The organism is Enterobacter sp. PL_is514 (genome assembly GCF_055816715.1).
On the sequence record NZ_JBVPGN010000034.1, the window covers coordinates 583980 to 598401 of the forward strand.

Annotated in this window: 12 protein-coding genes; 5 read left to right on the forward strand and 7 right to left on the reverse strand. The window is 58.9% G+C overall.

What is annotated here, in order from left to right; translation table 11 throughout:
- Positions 1–110: 110 nt before the first annotated feature.
- The 3 genes from AC0TNG_RS18415 to AC0TNG_RS18425 are packed head-to-tail and all read right to left on the reverse strand — an operon-like array spanning position 111 to position 2821.
- Positions 111–1106: a DUF2891 domain-containing protein gene (locus tag AC0TNG_RS18415; RefSeq protein ID WP_473702495.1), complete on the reverse strand. Its 996-nt coding sequence runs from the start codon at positions 1104–1106 to the stop codon at positions 111–113.
- Between the two features lie 9 nt (positions 1107–1115).
- A complete protein-coding gene (locus tag AC0TNG_RS18420; protein WP_473712904.1) occupies positions 1116–2102 on the reverse strand; it encodes a DUF979 domain-containing protein in 987 nt (328 codons plus the stop codon).
- Positions 2099–2821, reverse strand: a complete 723-nt coding sequence (locus AC0TNG_RS18425; RefSeq protein ID WP_008501655.1) for a DUF969 domain-containing protein — start codon at positions 2819–2821, stop codon at positions 2099–2101. The genes AC0TNG_RS18420 and AC0TNG_RS18425 overlap by 4 nt, the downstream gene beginning before the upstream one ends.
- A 200-nt stretch (positions 2822–3021) precedes the next feature.
- Between AC0TNG_RS18425 and AC0TNG_RS18430 the strand changes: the two genes are divergently transcribed.
- Positions 3022–3567 (forward strand): winged helix DNA-binding protein, encoded by a 546-nt coding sequence (locus AC0TNG_RS18430; protein ID WP_417927415.1) that lies wholly within the window; start codon positions 3022–3024, stop codon positions 3565–3567.
- On the opposite strand, the gene glgX is transcribed toward AC0TNG_RS18430, so the two are convergent.
- Genes glgX through treZ form a run of 3 tightly spaced genes read right to left on the reverse strand, consistent with a single transcriptional unit; the run spans position 3568 to position 9911 of the window.
- Positions 3568–5643 (reverse strand): glycogen debranching protein GlgX, encoded by a 2076-nt coding sequence (gene glgX / locus AC0TNG_RS18435; protein WP_473702496.1) that lies wholly within the window; start codon positions 5641–5643, stop codon positions 3568–3570.
- Between the two features lie 15 nt (positions 5644–5658).
- Positions 5659–8127: a malto-oligosyltrehalose synthase gene (gene treY, locus AC0TNG_RS18440; RefSeq protein ID WP_473702497.1), complete on the reverse strand. Its 2469-nt coding sequence runs from the start codon at positions 8125–8127 to the stop codon at positions 5659–5661.
- On the reverse strand, positions 8124–9911 hold the full coding sequence (gene treZ / locus AC0TNG_RS18445; protein ID WP_473712905.1) for a malto-oligosyltrehalose trehalohydrolase: 1788 nt from the start codon (positions 9909–9911) through the stop codon (positions 8124–8126). The genes treY and treZ overlap by 4 nt, the downstream gene beginning before the upstream one ends.
- A 132-nt stretch (positions 9912–10043) precedes the next feature.
- On the opposite strand from treZ, the gene AC0TNG_RS18450 reads away from it, so the two are divergent.
- From AC0TNG_RS18450 to AC0TNG_RS18465, 4 genes are all read left to right on the forward strand, one after another.
- Positions 10044–10571: a GNAT family N-acetyltransferase gene (locus tag AC0TNG_RS18450; protein WP_061715103.1), complete on the forward strand. Its 528-nt coding sequence runs from the start codon at positions 10044–10046 to the stop codon at positions 10569–10571.
- An 86-nt stretch (positions 10572–10657) separates the two neighbouring features.
- Complete coding sequence (locus AC0TNG_RS18455) at positions 10658–11407, forward strand: 5'-nucleotidase, lipoprotein e(P4) family (protein WP_473702532.1); 750 nt, start codon at positions 10658–10660, stop codon at positions 11405–11407.
- A gap of 142 nt (positions 11408–11549) precedes the next feature.
- On the forward strand, positions 11550–12536 hold the full coding sequence (locus AC0TNG_RS18460; protein WP_417927420.1) for an MBL fold metallo-hydrolase: 987 nt from the start codon (positions 11550–11552) through the stop codon (positions 12534–12536).
- Positions 12537–12540: 4 nt separating this feature from the next.
- A complete protein-coding gene (locus AC0TNG_RS18465; RefSeq protein WP_473702499.1) occupies positions 12541–13452 on the forward strand; it encodes a LysR family transcriptional regulator in 912 nt (303 codons plus the stop codon).
- Here AC0TNG_RS18465 and AC0TNG_RS18470 read toward each other — a convergent pair.
- Positions 13443–14327, reverse strand: coding sequence for a LysR substrate-binding domain-containing protein (locus AC0TNG_RS18470; RefSeq protein WP_473702500.1), 885 nt, complete (start codon positions 14325–14327; stop codon positions 13443–13445). The two genes, AC0TNG_RS18465 and AC0TNG_RS18470, sit on opposite strands and share 10 nt — an antisense overlap.
- Between the last annotated feature and the right edge of the window lie 95 nt (positions 14328–14422).

Sequence of the window (14422 nt, forward strand, 5' to 3'; positions counted from 1 at the left end):
TTAAAAATCAAAGAAATGTAGGCTGCGCCCGGCTAGGCCTACAGGCAAGCGTTGCACAATGTAGGCCGGGTAAGCGCAGCGCCACCCGGCAAGAAAGACGGCGCGTTTGTTTACTCCAGCGCCAGCAGCGCAAAGCTCGCCAGCCAGTGCCCGCCGCTATAGTGGCTGCCGACCACATGCCCGACACTTGCGGCCAGATGTTTCGTCACCGCCTCGCGCAATGCCGGTTGCGCCGGGTGGCTGGCTGGAAGCGCTTTCGCAATGTGCTTCATACACCACGCGCGGCTGAGGTTTAACCCGTCCAGATGGGCAATTTTCGGGTCGGTACGATCGCTCACTTCCGCCGGGTTCATCAGTGCCGTAACGGCGCCCACCTCCGGCAGAAACGCGTCAAACCAGGCCGGGAAGTCTTCAGCCACCTTGCTCATCAGCAGCGCCTCCGTCAGCGCGCCGGAAATATACTCGTCTCCGCCGGGCTCATAATGAGCCGGATAGCGCGTGTCGGCGAGATAAAACCGCTCCGCCGCTGCCACAATCGCCTGTTCAAGCGCCTTGTCTCCGACTGCGCGACCGTAATCGAGCGCCAGCGCGAGGGCAAACGCGGTGTTGTAGTGCGTCCCGACGCGGATCGGATAGGTGAGCTTACCGAGGTAATCCACCAGCCGGTTGCGAATATCCTGGGTGAGCGGCGCCAGCGTCTGGTACCAGCCCGCGGCCTGCGGCAGCGACGACTGCTTCAGCTCCTGGGCCAGCGCCAGCAGCCAGCCGTAGCCATACGGCCGCTCAAACGAGGCGCGGAACGGCGCGGTAAAATAGGCCAGCTCCTTCACCACGTTCTCTTCGGTCATGTGCTCGTCAAAAAGCGCGACGATCGCGTCCCGACACGGTAATTCTGGATAGAGGCGCACGCAGCGCAGCAGCAGCCAGTAACCGTGCACCGCCGAGTGCCAGTCAAAACAGCCGTAGAAAATGGGATGCAGTTCACGAGGCGGCAGAACGTCACCATCATCATTAAGCAGGTGCATGATGTGGTTCGGGTATTCCTGGCGCAAATAGGTCAAAGGCATGCGGGCAAACGCGTCGGCCTGATGTTGCGTTAATTCCATGACAGCTCCTTAGCGAAACACGAGGAAATACATTAAGAACACGTTCACCACCAGCAGGGTTAACGCGGTCGGGATCTGGATCTTGATCACCTGATATTTGTCTTTCAGCTCCAGCAGCGCGGCGGGAACGATATTGAAGTTCGCGGCCATCGGCGTCATCAGCGTGCCGCAGTAGCCTGCATACATGCCAATCGCCAGCAGCGGCGCAGGGTTGCCGTGATGCACGTTGATCAAAAACGGCAAGGCGATACCGGCACTTAATACCGGGAAGGCCGCAAAGGCGTTACCCATAATCATGGTAAACAGCGCCATACCCACGCAGTAAATCACCACCAGCATAAAGCGGCTATCCGGGTTCACAAACAGGCTCACCACCTTTTGTACCGAGTCGCCCGTGTTGGCCACCACGAACACGCCGCCGAGCATGGCCAGCATCTGCGGCAGGATCACCGCCCAGCCGATGGTATCGACAAGACGACGGGACTGACGAACGGCATGCAGCGGTGTGCCTTTGGTCAGCCACCAGCCGGTGAGGATCGCCGCGACGCAGGCCACGCACAGCGCCGCCAGGGTGAGCTGCTTCTGATCGAGCAGAAACACGCCGCCGACCGAAACGCCCTTCAGGAATAACGTGCCCAGCACCGTCACCACCGGGATCATCAGTGCGGGCAGGAACAGCAAGTTTTTAAGCCGGTTTGACGACGCGACGCGCTCCTCCTCGGTGGACATTTTATAGTGCCCTTTCCCGAAGAGGCCAAACCCCGCCAGCAGCGCGATGGCGATAACGCCGCCGCCGATAATCCGGTACGCCAGCGATTTGCCGAGTTCCTGAACCATCAGATCGCCAAACAGGAAGATCCCGCCAAACAAGAACCAGAACAGCGCGGTGGTAAAGCGCTTCGGATTGGCGCGATCGCGCAGGGTCATCACAACCAGCAGCATCACGACAAAGCCAATCAGGTAGTACACGCGGTTGATGGTGATAAGCGTCATCATTGCGCGGCCTCCTGCGTACCCTGCTCTGCACGCCAGGCCATCACGTCGCGACGGATACTTGCATCGAGGCGCAGCAGGCGCGTCATATGAATAATCAATGCCGCAATGGCGGTGGGAATGGCCCAGAGGCCGATATGCAGCGGTTCAATGCCCTGAATACCATTCTCTTTCAGGAACGCGTCGATCAGCAGCACTGCCCCAAAGGCAATAAAGATATCTTCCCCAAAGAAAACCGCGATGTTGTCGCACGCGGCGGCATGGGCTTTGATTTTGTCGCGAATGTGCTGCGGCAGCTCGCCATATTCGTTCAGCGCCGCCCCTTCGGCCATCGGCGCCAGCAGCGGGCGCACCGTCTGCGCGTGACCGCCCAGCGACATCAGGCCCAGCGCGGCGGTGCCTTCCCGCGCGACAAAATAGAGCATCAGAATACGCGCTGAGGTGGCACTGGCGATCTTCGCCACCCAGGCCTGGGCGCGCTCTTTTAGCCCGTAATATTCCAGCAGACCAATCACCGGCAGGATCAGGATGAAGGTGGCCAGCGATCGGCTATTGACGAACTTCTCGCCAAAGGTCTCCAGCAGCATGCCGAAATCCATGCCGACCAGCAGACCCGTCGCCAGCCCCGCCACCACGACCACCAGCAGCGGGTTGAAGCGCAGTGCAAAACCAATAACCACGATCGGTATCCCGATCAGCGGCAACAGCGTAGTACCGTCCATAACGTTTACCCTATCGAAAGTGAGCGTTGCGCGCCGACGGCTATTTTTTTAATTTGCGGCGAGCGATGTTGTGTTTTGTTGGCAGGCTTCGCAAAACCTGCGCTAAAAAGCTATATCTGAACCTCAAAAACATGTAAACAAATTATCAATAAAATGTTCTTATTTTATCGATGAGTTTACATTTCTGGCTAAGGAACGTTATGACCTCAGAAAAGAGTGCTTCACCCGATCGCGACGATATCAACGATGGCCGGATCGTCTCTTCCCGACATCTGGTATCCGAGCGCTGCGCGGAGTTATCAGAGCTGGAATATGCGCTGATCATGACCAGCAACGCGTTCAACAAATGGATGGTGCGCTGCATGACGGCTGCCGGCGAGCCCGATATGGGCGCCTTTGACGTTTCGCTGCTGCATCACGTCAACCACCGCGACCGCAAGAAAAAGCTGGCCGATATCTGCTTCGTCCTCAACGTGGAAGATACCCACGTGGTGACCTATGCCCTGAAAAAGCTGGTCAAAGCAGGCTACGTGACGAGCGAGAAAGCGGGTAAAGAGCTTTTTTTCTCTACCACGGATGAAGGGAAAGCGCTGTGCATGAAATACCGGGACGTGCGGGAAGCGTGTCTGATTGCGATCCACGCGGAGAGCGGCATTGCCGGGAAGTCGATTGGCGAGACCGCGCAGCTGTTACGCACGATCTCCTCCCTGTATGACACCGCCGCCCGGGCGGCGGCGTCACTGTAATTAAGGTCGTCGGAACAGCGTAATGCTGCGACCGGCCAGTTCATATTCTACGGTTTCGGTGATCGCTGTCCCGGTGGCAGCATCATCCGCCGTAGACAGCTCCAGCACCCATCCCCCTTCGCCAAACTGCGGGATCTGGAACGGCACGGTGCCTTCAAACGGGTTGAACAGCATCAGCACGTCGTGCCAGATACCGTCCTCCTGCCGCAGATCCGGCCTGCTGATGGAGACCCCAAGCGTCGAGCCTTCATCCCACTGCTCGGCCTGCTGTGGACCGCCTCCGGCATTGAACCAGCGGATCTCCAGCCCGTCGCGCCAGCTCTCACGACGCAGCAGCGGCTGCTGCGCGCGCAGGGCAATCAACCGCCGGGTGAACTCGCGCAGCGCGGCGTCATTTTCTGACAGCCCTTTCCAGTCGATCCATGAGATCTCACTGTCCTGACAGTAGCCGTTATTGTTGCCCTTTTGCGAGCGGCCAAACTCGTCCCCGGCCAGCAGCATCGGCGTGCCGTGGGAGAACAGCAGCGTGGTCAGGAAATTACGCTTCTGCCGCTCCCGGGTGGCGATGATGTCCGAATTTTCGGTTGGCCCCTCCTCGCCGTAGTTGTACGAGCGGTTATCGTTATGCCCGTCGTTATTATCCTCGCCGTTGTCGGCATTATGCTTCTCGTTGTACGACACCAGGTCATTCAGCGTAAAGCCGTCGTGGGCGGTGATAAAGTTGACGCTGGCCCACGGGCGACGCCCACGCAAATCGTACAGATCGCCGGAGCCAAGAAGCCGCGCGGCAAAGTCCGTGGAGACGTTGTCCCCCTTCCAGTACTCGCGAACGGTGTCGCGGTATTTGTCGTTCCACTCCCCCCAGCCCGGCGGGAATCCGCCCACCTGATAGCCGCCGGGACCGATATCCCAGGGTTCACCAATCAGCTTGAGTCGGGATAAGACCGGATCCTGAGTCATGGCATCGAAGAAACCGCCGCGCGGGTCAAACCCTTCGGGCTCGCGGCCCAGAATCGTCCCCAGGTCGAAACGAAAACCGTCAATGTGCATCGATTCCGCCCAGTAGCGCAGGGAGTCCATCACCATCTGCAGCACGCGCGGATGCGAGGTGTTGACCGTATTTCCCGTCCCGGTGTCGTTGATGTAATACCGGTGCTGGTCCGGGAGCGTGCGGTAATAGCTGTAATTATCAATCCCCTTAAACGACAGCGTCGGGCCAAGCTCGTTCCCTTCCGCCGTGTGGTTGTACACCACGTCCAGAATCACCTCGATGCCTGCGTCATGATAGGCGCGCACCATATCGCGAAAGCCCTGAATCCCCGCCGGGCCGTAGTAGCGCGACGCCGGAGCAAAAAAGCCCAGCGTGTTATAGCCCCAGAAGTTCTTCAGGCCACGGTCAAGAAGATGCTGATCGTCCGGGAACCAGTGAACCGGCAGCAGCTCCACCGAGGTAATGCCCAGGCTTTTGATATAGTCGACCGAGGCTTTGTGTCCCATCCCTTCAAACGTGCCGCGCAGCTCGGGCGGAATGGCCGGGTTCATCTGGGTAAAGCCTTTCACATGGCTCTCATAAACAACGGTATGCGGCCAGGGCACGTTCGGCCGGTTGCTGTCCTGCCAGTCAAAGGCATTCGGGTCGATGACCCTGCCTTTCGGCGTGAACGGCGCGCTGTCCCGCGTGTCAAAGCTCAAATCCAGCTCGTCATGCCCCAGCTCATAGCCGAAATGGGCGTCGTTCCAGTCGATGTCACCCACCAGTTCGCGGGCGTAGGGGTCGATAAGCAGCTTATGCGGGTTGAAGCGATGACCGTTTTCAGGGTCGTAGGGGCCGTAGACGCGATAGCCATACAGCGCCCCCGGCTTCAGGTCGGGCACATAGCCGTGCCAGACCTCATGGGTATACTCCGGGAGCGTCAGCCGGGCGATTTCGGTTTTCCCGGACGGATCGAACAGACAGAGTTCCACCCGCTCAGCGTGAGCGGAGAACAGCGCGAAGTTAACGCCCTTCCCGTCATAATTCGCACCCAACTGCTGGCCATGACCGGCCCGAATTTCAAACGTTGTATCCTTTGCCATTTTCGTTCTCCACGATTATTCGCAGGTAAGCAGAACCAGTACACATCCCTTTTCTGACGTTAAATCCAGCGTTTCTTGCAGCATGCGGCTTTCGCCGCTGAACAGATCCCGATAGCGCTTCCCGGCCAGTTCGTCGGGTAACGCGACCGTGGTATTGACCCACAGCTGATGATTATCGGTGACGTCAAAAACCAGACGCGGCACGGCAACAATCAGCGCCTCGCCGTCCTTAACGCGCGCATAGACAATCAGGTTCTCCTCACGATCGCCGGTGACCTTAAGCGGCAGCCAGTCGCCATAGCGGAAAAGCGCGTCGTAGTGCGGTCGCAGCCGCAGCAGCGTGGCGGTAACGAACTGTTTGACCCTGCCGTCACGCCAGCATATCGGGTTGTCAAACACCCCGGCATCCGCCGCGCTGAGGTGCTGCACCAGGGCCGGAAAGTCCGGCTCCCGTCGGTTATCCGGGTCGACAAGGCTAAAATTAAGCGCCTCGCTGCCCTGATAGATATCCGGCACGCCGGGCGCCGTGAGCTTGATCACCGTCTGGCTGAGGCTGTTCATTAGCCCGGCGCGGATAAAGGGCTGCATCGCCTCGCTGAAATCGTGCAGGAACAGGGTGTTGTCCGGTGAAAGCAGGTGCCGTGCATAGCTCAACACCACGCTCTCATAGCTCTCGTTGCTGTCGATCCAGTCGGTGCGCTGCTTCGCCTCGCGCAGCGCTTTCTCAAGGAAGCCAAGGAAACGTTCTTCCAGTGATTTCAGCCCGTCGGCGTCGTCCGGTGACAGCGTGGCGGGCCAGACGCCCGCCAGCGCCTGGTAGATCATCCACGTATCGGCGGCGTTTGGCGCGGTACCGTCATTGAGAAAACGCACCTGGGTCTGGTTCATCTGCCGCCAGCGGGCCAGATTTTCTCCCCAGCGTTCCGGGGCTTCCGTCAGGGTATAAAGGCGCGCCCGGGAATCTTCCCCGCGCTTGGTATCGTGCGTGGAGGTGCCCAGCAGCGCGTCGGGCTGACGGGCCAGACGAATGCGCATCTCCTGGTGGAAGCGGGATAAGGAAAACGCGCGCGGGGTCGGGTCGGCACCGACTTCATTGAGCGCAAGCTCGAGGTTGTGGCGAAAGAACAGCGTGTCTTCAACGGATTTCGCCATCAGCGGCCCGGTGAGCTGCTGGAAGCGGGTCCTGAACAGTGCGGCGGTGTCGCAGCACGCTTCCGGCAGGTCGCCGGTAAGAATGCGCACGATCAGGCTGAGCGCCGCTTCCGACGTCTCCACGCTGGCAACCACGCGGTTAAGCAGCGCCACGTCCGTCTGGGTTAACCCCTCGCGAGTGCCATAGGTGCGGTAGACCGGAAACGCAATAAGCAGTTCGCGCAGCGCGTGGCGGATTTCCTCGCGCGGCAGCGCAACCTCATTGCGGCGTGCCAGATCCTCAGCAAGGTTCAGCAGCGTGGTGAATTCACCCTCAAAATTACGATCGGCCATCAGGCCTTTGGCATCGCGCAGTTCCGCGTGGCGATCGACCGTGATGCCCAGCGTCTCGTCGTGGATGGTCTCCAGACGCCCCAGGCTATCGTCGTCGACCAGCACTTCCGCCAGCGAGGCGATAAACTCGTAGCCGGTGGTACCGGATACCGGCCAGTCAGCGGGGAGCTGTTCCCCTTTGGCGAGAATCTTTTCGACCGTAATGTAGCAGTCGGGCCCGGTGGCCTGCCGCAGGTGCTGCAGATAGCCCAGCGGATCCGCCAGGCCGTCGACATGGTCAATGCGCAGGCCGTCCACCACGCCCGCGTGGACCAGCTCAAGGATCAGCCGGTGCGTGTCGTCGAAGACCGCATCATCTTCAACCCGAACGCCGACCAGCCCGGTGATCTCAAAGAAGCGCCGCCACGAGAGCTGCTTCGGCGCTTCCCGCCAGGACATCAGCCGCCAGCTTTGCGCGTCGTGCAGCTCGGCAATGCTCTTCTCCTCGCTGTACGTGCCGGGGTTGAGCGGATACTCGGCGTCGTAGTAGACCAGCGCGGCCTTTTTCGTGACAGGGTCACGTTTTAGCGTGATAGCTCCCTTCTCCAGCTCCGCCTCAAAGGTGTCGCCAAGAAACGGCAGCGTTAGCGGTCGCGACCCGTCGATATCGAAGTAGCGGAAATAGCGGCTCTGCTGGCCATATTCAATCACGTCCCGCCACCAGAGGTTTTCCAGCGAGGTGGACATATGGTTGGGGACTATGTCCAGAATCAACCCCATACCGGCCTGCTTAAGCGCGGCGGCCATGCGGTCAAACCCGTCTCGCCCGCCGATGGCGGGGTCGATTTCATTCGGGTTGGTTACGTCATAGCCGTGGGTGGACCCCGTCGTGGCAGTGAACACGGGCGATGCGTAAAGGTGGCTGATGCCGAGGTCCTTCAGATACGGCACCAGCGCCACAACGCGGTCGAACGTCATGCCGTTACGGAACTGAATTCGGTACGTGGCGGAAGGGATCATAACGATGCTTCTCCATTAGCAAAGCGAACGACAATACCGTTCGGGGGTAAAACGTCAGTGACCTCCGGCGAGGCAAAACGCGTCTCCCCCGCCATAGCGGGCAGCGCGACGGGCTTAATGCCGATATTCAGCGCCAGAGAGAGCGTCCCCGACGGAAAGCGCCAGCACACCGCTACCATGCCGGGCGCGGTCTTGAGCACATGGCCCTCAACGGCGCCGCACGGATGCAGAAGCGGAACGATATAGCGATGGCGCAGCGTCAGCAGGTGGCGCGTGTAGCGCAGCCACGTCTTGCCCTCGTCGGTGGCGACTTTATGCCAGTCGAGCTTTGAGCGGATAAACGTGTTCACGTCGTTCGGGTCCGGGACGGTTTCATCGTGCCCGGCATGACCGGTAAACTCTTTCGCGCGCCCTTCCCGCACCGCCTTTGCCAGTTCGCCGTGAAAGTCGGTGAAGAACAGGAACGGATGCGTTTCCCCAAACTCCTCGCCCATAAACAGCAGCGGGATATGCGGGGAGAGCAGCAGCGCGGCAAGCAGCACCCGCGTCTTGTCGGCACCCGCGAGGGAGAGAAGCCGCTCGCCCTGGGCGCGATTGCCGGTCTGATCGTGGTTTTGGATAAAATCGACGAAGAACTGCGGTGGCTGCGTGCGGCATTCCACCCCGCGAGACTCGCCGGTTTGCAGTGATACCTCGCCCTGGTAGACAAAGCCTTCCGCCAGCGCCCGGGCGAACTTTTTCTCCGGCTCAAAGGCAAAGTCCTGGTAGTAGGCGTGCGTCTCGCCGGTGGCAAATACGTGGGCGGCGTTGTGGAAGTCATCGTTCCACTCGCCGGTAAACAGCGGCGCGTTGCCCTGTTCATCACGCGGATGCAGGAAAATCACGTTGCGGCTGTCTTCCGTGGTCAGGTGAACGTGACGGTGCGGAATGGCCTCGCGGATCCTGGTGGCAATCTCCTCGAGAATATGCGTGTCGGAGCCGTCTTTTATCTGGTCTATGGCATCAAACCGCAGGCCGTCAAGACGGTATTCCGTCAGCCAGTAGAGCGGCGCGTCGGTCATGTACTGCCTCACCGGCTCGCGCTCGTAGGCGATGCCGTTGCCCCACGGCGTCATCCGCTGTGCATCGAAAAACGCGGGCGACAGCAAAGGCAGATAGTTCCCCTCGGGGCCGAAGTGGTTAAGCACGATATCCAGCACCACCGAAAGCCCCAGCCCGTGCGCGGCGTCGATAAACGCGTGGAAATCCTCCGGCGTACCGTAGGCTGAGTGTGGGGCATATAGCAGCACACCGTCGTACCCCCAGCCGCGGGAACCGCCAAACTGAGAGACTGGCATCACTTCAAGCTGGGTAATCCCGAGTTCTGCCAGATACGGCAGCTTGTCGATGGCCGCCCGGAAGGTGCCCTCCGGGGTAAAGGTGCCCATGTGCAGTTCGTAAATGACCGTCTCTTCCCACGGACGCCCTGCCCAGTCGCGATTGACCGGCTGGTAGCGTCGGGGATCGATCACCACCGAGGGGCCGTTAACGTCGCCCTTTTGCGCCCGCGAGGCGGGATCGGGCACCGCCATGCCGTCCTGAAGAACAAACTGATATTCTGCACCGTGCGTGACGCCGGGGACGTCTGTCTGGAACCAGCCGTCGCCCGTTGCCGTCATCGGCACGTCGGCGGCGGCCAGACGTAGCGTAAGTTCTTTCTGTCCTTCTGCCCAGACGCGAAAACGTACAACGTCATCGGAAATAAACTCAGCACCCCACCGCTTTTGAAATGTCCTGAATTCCATTCATTGTCCTCGAATGACCCACATTTTACGCGGAACGAAGTACAAGCTTAGTTCAGGATTAAAAGTGTGTTAGCCCAGCGGATTTAACCGCTTCGTCTATTCTTTATGAAATAACTCACTACCGGGAAAATTATGCAGATTCGAAAAGGATTAAATACGGACCTCGTCCGTCTTGAATGTTGTGACTTTTCTTTCACCATTAGCCACATTGCGCGAGAGCCCTTTATCCATTGTGATTTGCATATCGAAGCCGTTGCCGAGCCCTGGATTAAAACCTACGAGCTCGACATCCAAACCCTTGAAAATCACTGCGTTAATCCGGACGCCATATTTCTTATCGCCGAAACGGATGACGGTGAAATAGCCGGATTTATTACCGCTTCAATTGGCTGGAATAAATTTATCTCAGTGGATTATATCGCCGTTGAGCGTACAAAACGCAGAACCGGCGCCGCACAAAAATTGATGGCCGCCGCCCACGTCTGGGCCCGCAGCGTAAACGCGCCGGGATTACGGCTTGAAACACAAAACGTGAACGTCTCTGCCTGTCTGTTTTACCGTCATTACGGATTCACCCTGGGCGGATACGACCGTTATCTCTACAACGCCTTACCGGAAAAAGACGAGGTCGCCCTATTCTGGTATTACATGCTGGTCTAGCAACGCAGCCTTCATATTTCTGTCATTGAATTTCATTACGCTTTCGGGATTTTAACCAGGGTGTTGAGGAAAAAAGCGTGAATTCAATGGCTAAGGCATTACTGCTGGCATTACCTGTTATGAGTGCAGCGGCAACCGCGACGGCTGCCGGGCGCGACCTGTGTGAACCGAAAGCGTACGAAATGGCGCTGCGCTATCAGCAGAAATCGGCAGAGATTATGGCCCTTCAGCTGCAAACCTATCGGTTTGCCACCGAGCGTTTCAACGAGAGGTTAAAGGATCTGAAAACGCCCGAAAATTACGCCGTGGTGATGGACCTCGACGAAACGGTGCTGGATAACACCCCTCTGCTGGTGCGCGATGCGGAGCAGTGTCACGACTATACACAATGGGACACCTGGAGCGACTGGGAGAAGCAGGGAAAACCCGGCTTAATCCCAGGGGCGAAAGCGTTTCTTGACCACGTGAATCAGAGCAAGGTCCGGATCTACTACGTTTCGGATCGTATGCAGGAAAATAAAGCCGACACGCTGAAGACGTTAAACGCTCTCGGCCTGCCGCAGGTGTCTGACGAAAGCGTGCTGCTGGATACGGTCAGCAAGGAAGAGCGCCGCCAGAGCATCCTCAAAAAGCAGCAGATCGTGATGCTGTTCGGCGACAGCCTGCCGGATTTCGCCGTGCAGTTTAAAAACAAAAAGCCGAGCGAGCAGCAGCGTGAGCTGGTTGAGGCCAGCGCCGAACACTTCGGCAACGACTGGATTGTGCTCCCTAATGCCGCTTATGGCGCCTGGTCCAAAGCCACGCTGGATAGCTGGAACGCACCGCTGAAAAAATAAGGTCTTACGGGCCGGAAAAGGCGTCCCCCGCCTTACCGGCCCTTCGGTTGACTATCCATCCCGTTTATAGGTCCTATCATTTCTGGGCAGGTTCTTATAATTTTACGAAGCAGTAAGATGAGTGCTTTCAAAGGAGACTCGTATGCTTACCGTGAAAAAACTTGCTCTTTCCACGCTGATTTCCAGTTCACTGCTTTTCTACCCTGCGCTGCAGGCCTCGGCAGAGACGCCCCAGCACGTCGTTAAACAACCGGCGGGCGGGTACAGCATTCAGGTTGGGGACATTCTGGTCACCTCGTTTACCGACGGAACCGTCGCGCAGGATCTGCACAAACTGCTGCGCAGGACAACGCCGCAAAACATTGATGCGCTGCTCGCGAAAAATTTCCAGACCAACCCGCCTGAGGTCTCCATCAACGCGTTCCTGATTGCGATGCCCGGACATAAAATTCTGGTGGATACCGGCTCGGGCCAGCTCTTTGGCCCCGGTAACGGCGGCCGTCTGATTGAGAGCCTCGCCACGCAGGGGATTAAACCCGAGGACATTACTGAAGTCCTGCTAACCCACGCCCACTCCGATCATGCCGGTGGCCTGGTGAAAGATGGCAAGGTGGTGTTCAGCAACGCGCGCGTTTTTGTTGGTAAACCGGATATCGACTTTTTCTTTAACGACGACAATCAGAAGAAAACCGGCTACGGCAAGAACTACTTTGACGTCGCGCAGAAGACCTTAAAGCCCTATCTTGACGCGGGGAAAGTGGTGCCGTTTAGCGGCACATCGGAGATTATCCCGGGGCTGACCGGCACGGTTCATCCCGGCCATACGCCGGGCTCAGCCTTCTACACGCTGACAAGCAAAGGCGAGAAGATCACCTTTGTCGGCGACATCATTCACGCCGCGGCGGTCCAGTTCCCGCAGCCTGCGGTGACCATCACCTACGATGAAGATCAGAACAAAGCGGCAAGCGTTCGCGAGCATGCGTTCGCTGACTTTGTGAAAAATAAAGATCTCATTGCCGCCCCGCACCTGCCTTTCCCGGGCATCGGCTATGTAACGAAAGGCGAGAACGGCGGCTATGCCTGGGTCCCTGTCACCTATACCAACCGGGACGCCAGCGGCGCGAAATAGAGCGATGACGCGGATATCTGACATGGACATAGACCTGCTCCTGACGCTGGACGCCCTGCTTCAGGACAGGAACATCACCCATGCTGCCGCGCGGCTGGGCATCAGCCAGCCCGCGCTGTCTGCCCGTCTCGCGCGTCTGCGCTCGCTGTTTGGCGAACCACTGTTCATTCCCTCCCCGCATGGACGCGGGGTATTACCCACGCCGCGAGCGGAAGCGCTCAAGCCGCAGGTGGCGAACGTACTGCGCGGCATCAGCGCGATGTTTGCCCCCACGGCATTTGATGCGCAAACCAGCAGCCGGACCTTTGTTATCGCGCTGCATGAGAACCCGGCGCTGATGCTCGGCACCGGACTGCTTAACCAGGTGAGAACCGATGCCCCCGGCATCCGCCTGCGCTTCGCCCTGCCGGAGATGGCTGACCTGCCGCAGCAGCTGGAAAACGGGGATGTGGACATCTACATCGGCGTGAGCGCGGGCGCTCATGACGGCTGGGTGAGGCGCAAACTCCTCGACGACGCGTTTGCCACCGCCCAGCGTAAAGGCCATCCGCGCGGAACAGGTCCGTTAGATCTGGAAAGCTACTGCGCGCTTTCCCATCTGGTGGTGTCGTCGGCGGGAGATCCGTTTACCGGCTTTATCGACCAAACCCTTGTCGGGCTGGGCTATCAGCGACACGTCGCCATGTCCACCCAGAGCTACGCCATGGCGCCACCGCTGGTTGCCGGTACCGACCTGGTCTGTACCCTGCCGGAACGGATGCTGCGACAGTTCGCCAGCACGCTGGATATTTTCCCACCGCCGCTGCCGCTCCAGCCAATTACCATCAACATGTACTGGCACCCGAAAAACAGCCAGGATCCGGCAAATGCCTGGCTGCGTGAACAGCTGCTGCGGGCCGCCGGACGTCAGGTGTGATCGAGGGTAACCAGAAACTTTTTAAGCACTTCTGAGCGAATAATCCGGTGGCAAACCAGGGTGAGTTCGCTCTCCCGCAGCCGGTCGAGAATGTCCACGTAAACCACATTCTCGACGCTCACCGCCCTTGCCGACACGGGCAGCAGCGCCAGCCCAAACCCTGCCGAAACCAGGCTTATCACCGTAGGCACGTCGGTCGCGTTTTGCACTACGTCCGGCTGAAAGCCCGCCACGCTGCAGGCGTCATAGAAATACTGTTCCAGCCCCATTCCCTCCGGGTCGCGCAGGGAGATCCATTTTTCGTCTTTCACCGACGAGAGCGTCAGCGCGGCGGACCCGGCCAGCGGATGCTGACGATACAGCGCCAGCACCGTTTTCTCCGAGGTGAACGGACGACTTTGCAGATCGTCCGGCAGCGACGGTAGCGGCGCGCGGATGATGGCCACATCCAGCTGGTTGCTCTGCACGGCGGCGTAGAGCGTCTGCACGTTTCCCGTCATCAGCGACATGGTAATGGCCGGCCAGCGGCTGTGCATCTGGCGAAGCGCGGCGGGTAGCCTGCCGTCGAACATCGCGCTCGACACGCATCCGAGGTTTAACACCCCCTGCTCGCCCCGTGCCGTTTGTCTGGCGTCCAGCACCGCCTGTTCGGTCAGCGAGATGGCAAGCCGGGCTTTCACGAGAAACGCTTCGCCCGCAGGCGTCAGGGTTAAGCGGCGGTTGGCCCGGCTGAAAAGCGTGACGCCTAAACGTTCTTCCAGGGCCTTAATCTGCTGGCTCAGCGCCGGTTGCGCCATGTTCAGACGCTCGGCGGCCCGGTGCATGTGGAGCTCTTCGGCAACGACGATGAAGTGGCGCATCTGACGAAACTGCACGAGACGCCTCCTTATATTGATATAAATTTACTTATCAATTTAACAGAAATGATGCAATTGATGCTATTGGTCATTGCCATAAAAATGGAGGTATT

Coding starts and splice junctions, on each gene's coding strand:
- AC0TNG_RS18415 (WP_473702495.1), bottom strand. CDS start 1,106: ATGGAATTAACGCAACATCAGGCCGACGCGTTTGCCCGCATGCCTTTG.
- AC0TNG_RS18420 (WP_473712904.1), bottom strand. CDS start 2,102: ATGATGACGCTTATCACCATCAACCGCGTGTACTACCTGATTGGCTTT.
- AC0TNG_RS18425 (WP_008501655.1), bottom strand. CDS start 2,821: ATGGACGGTACTACGCTGTTGCCGCTGATCGGGATACCGATCGTGGTT.
- AC0TNG_RS18430 (WP_417927415.1), top strand. CDS start 3,022: ATGACCTCAGAAAAGAGTGCTTCACCCGATCGCGACGATATCAACGAT.
- glgX (WP_473702496.1), bottom strand. CDS start 5,643: ATGGCAAAGGATACAACGTTTGAAATTCGGGCCGGTCATGGCCAGCAG.
- treY (WP_473702497.1), bottom strand. CDS start 8,127: ATGATCCCTTCCGCCACGTACCGAATTCAGTTCCGTAACGGCATGACG.
- treZ (WP_473712905.1), bottom strand. CDS start 9,911: ATGGAATTCAGGACATTTCAAAAGCGGTGGGGTGCTGAGTTTATTTCC.
- AC0TNG_RS18450 (WP_061715103.1), top strand. CDS start 10,044: ATGCAGATTCGAAAAGGATTAAATACGGACCTCGTCCGTCTTGAATGT.
- AC0TNG_RS18455 (WP_473702532.1), top strand. CDS start 10,658: ATGGCTAAGGCATTACTGCTGGCATTACCTGTTATGAGTGCAGCGGCA.
- AC0TNG_RS18460 (WP_417927420.1), top strand. CDS start 11,550: ATGCTTACCGTGAAAAAACTTGCTCTTTCCACGCTGATTTCCAGTTCA.
- AC0TNG_RS18465 (WP_473702499.1), top strand. CDS start 12,541: ATGACGCGGATATCTGACATGGACATAGACCTGCTCCTGACGCTGGAC.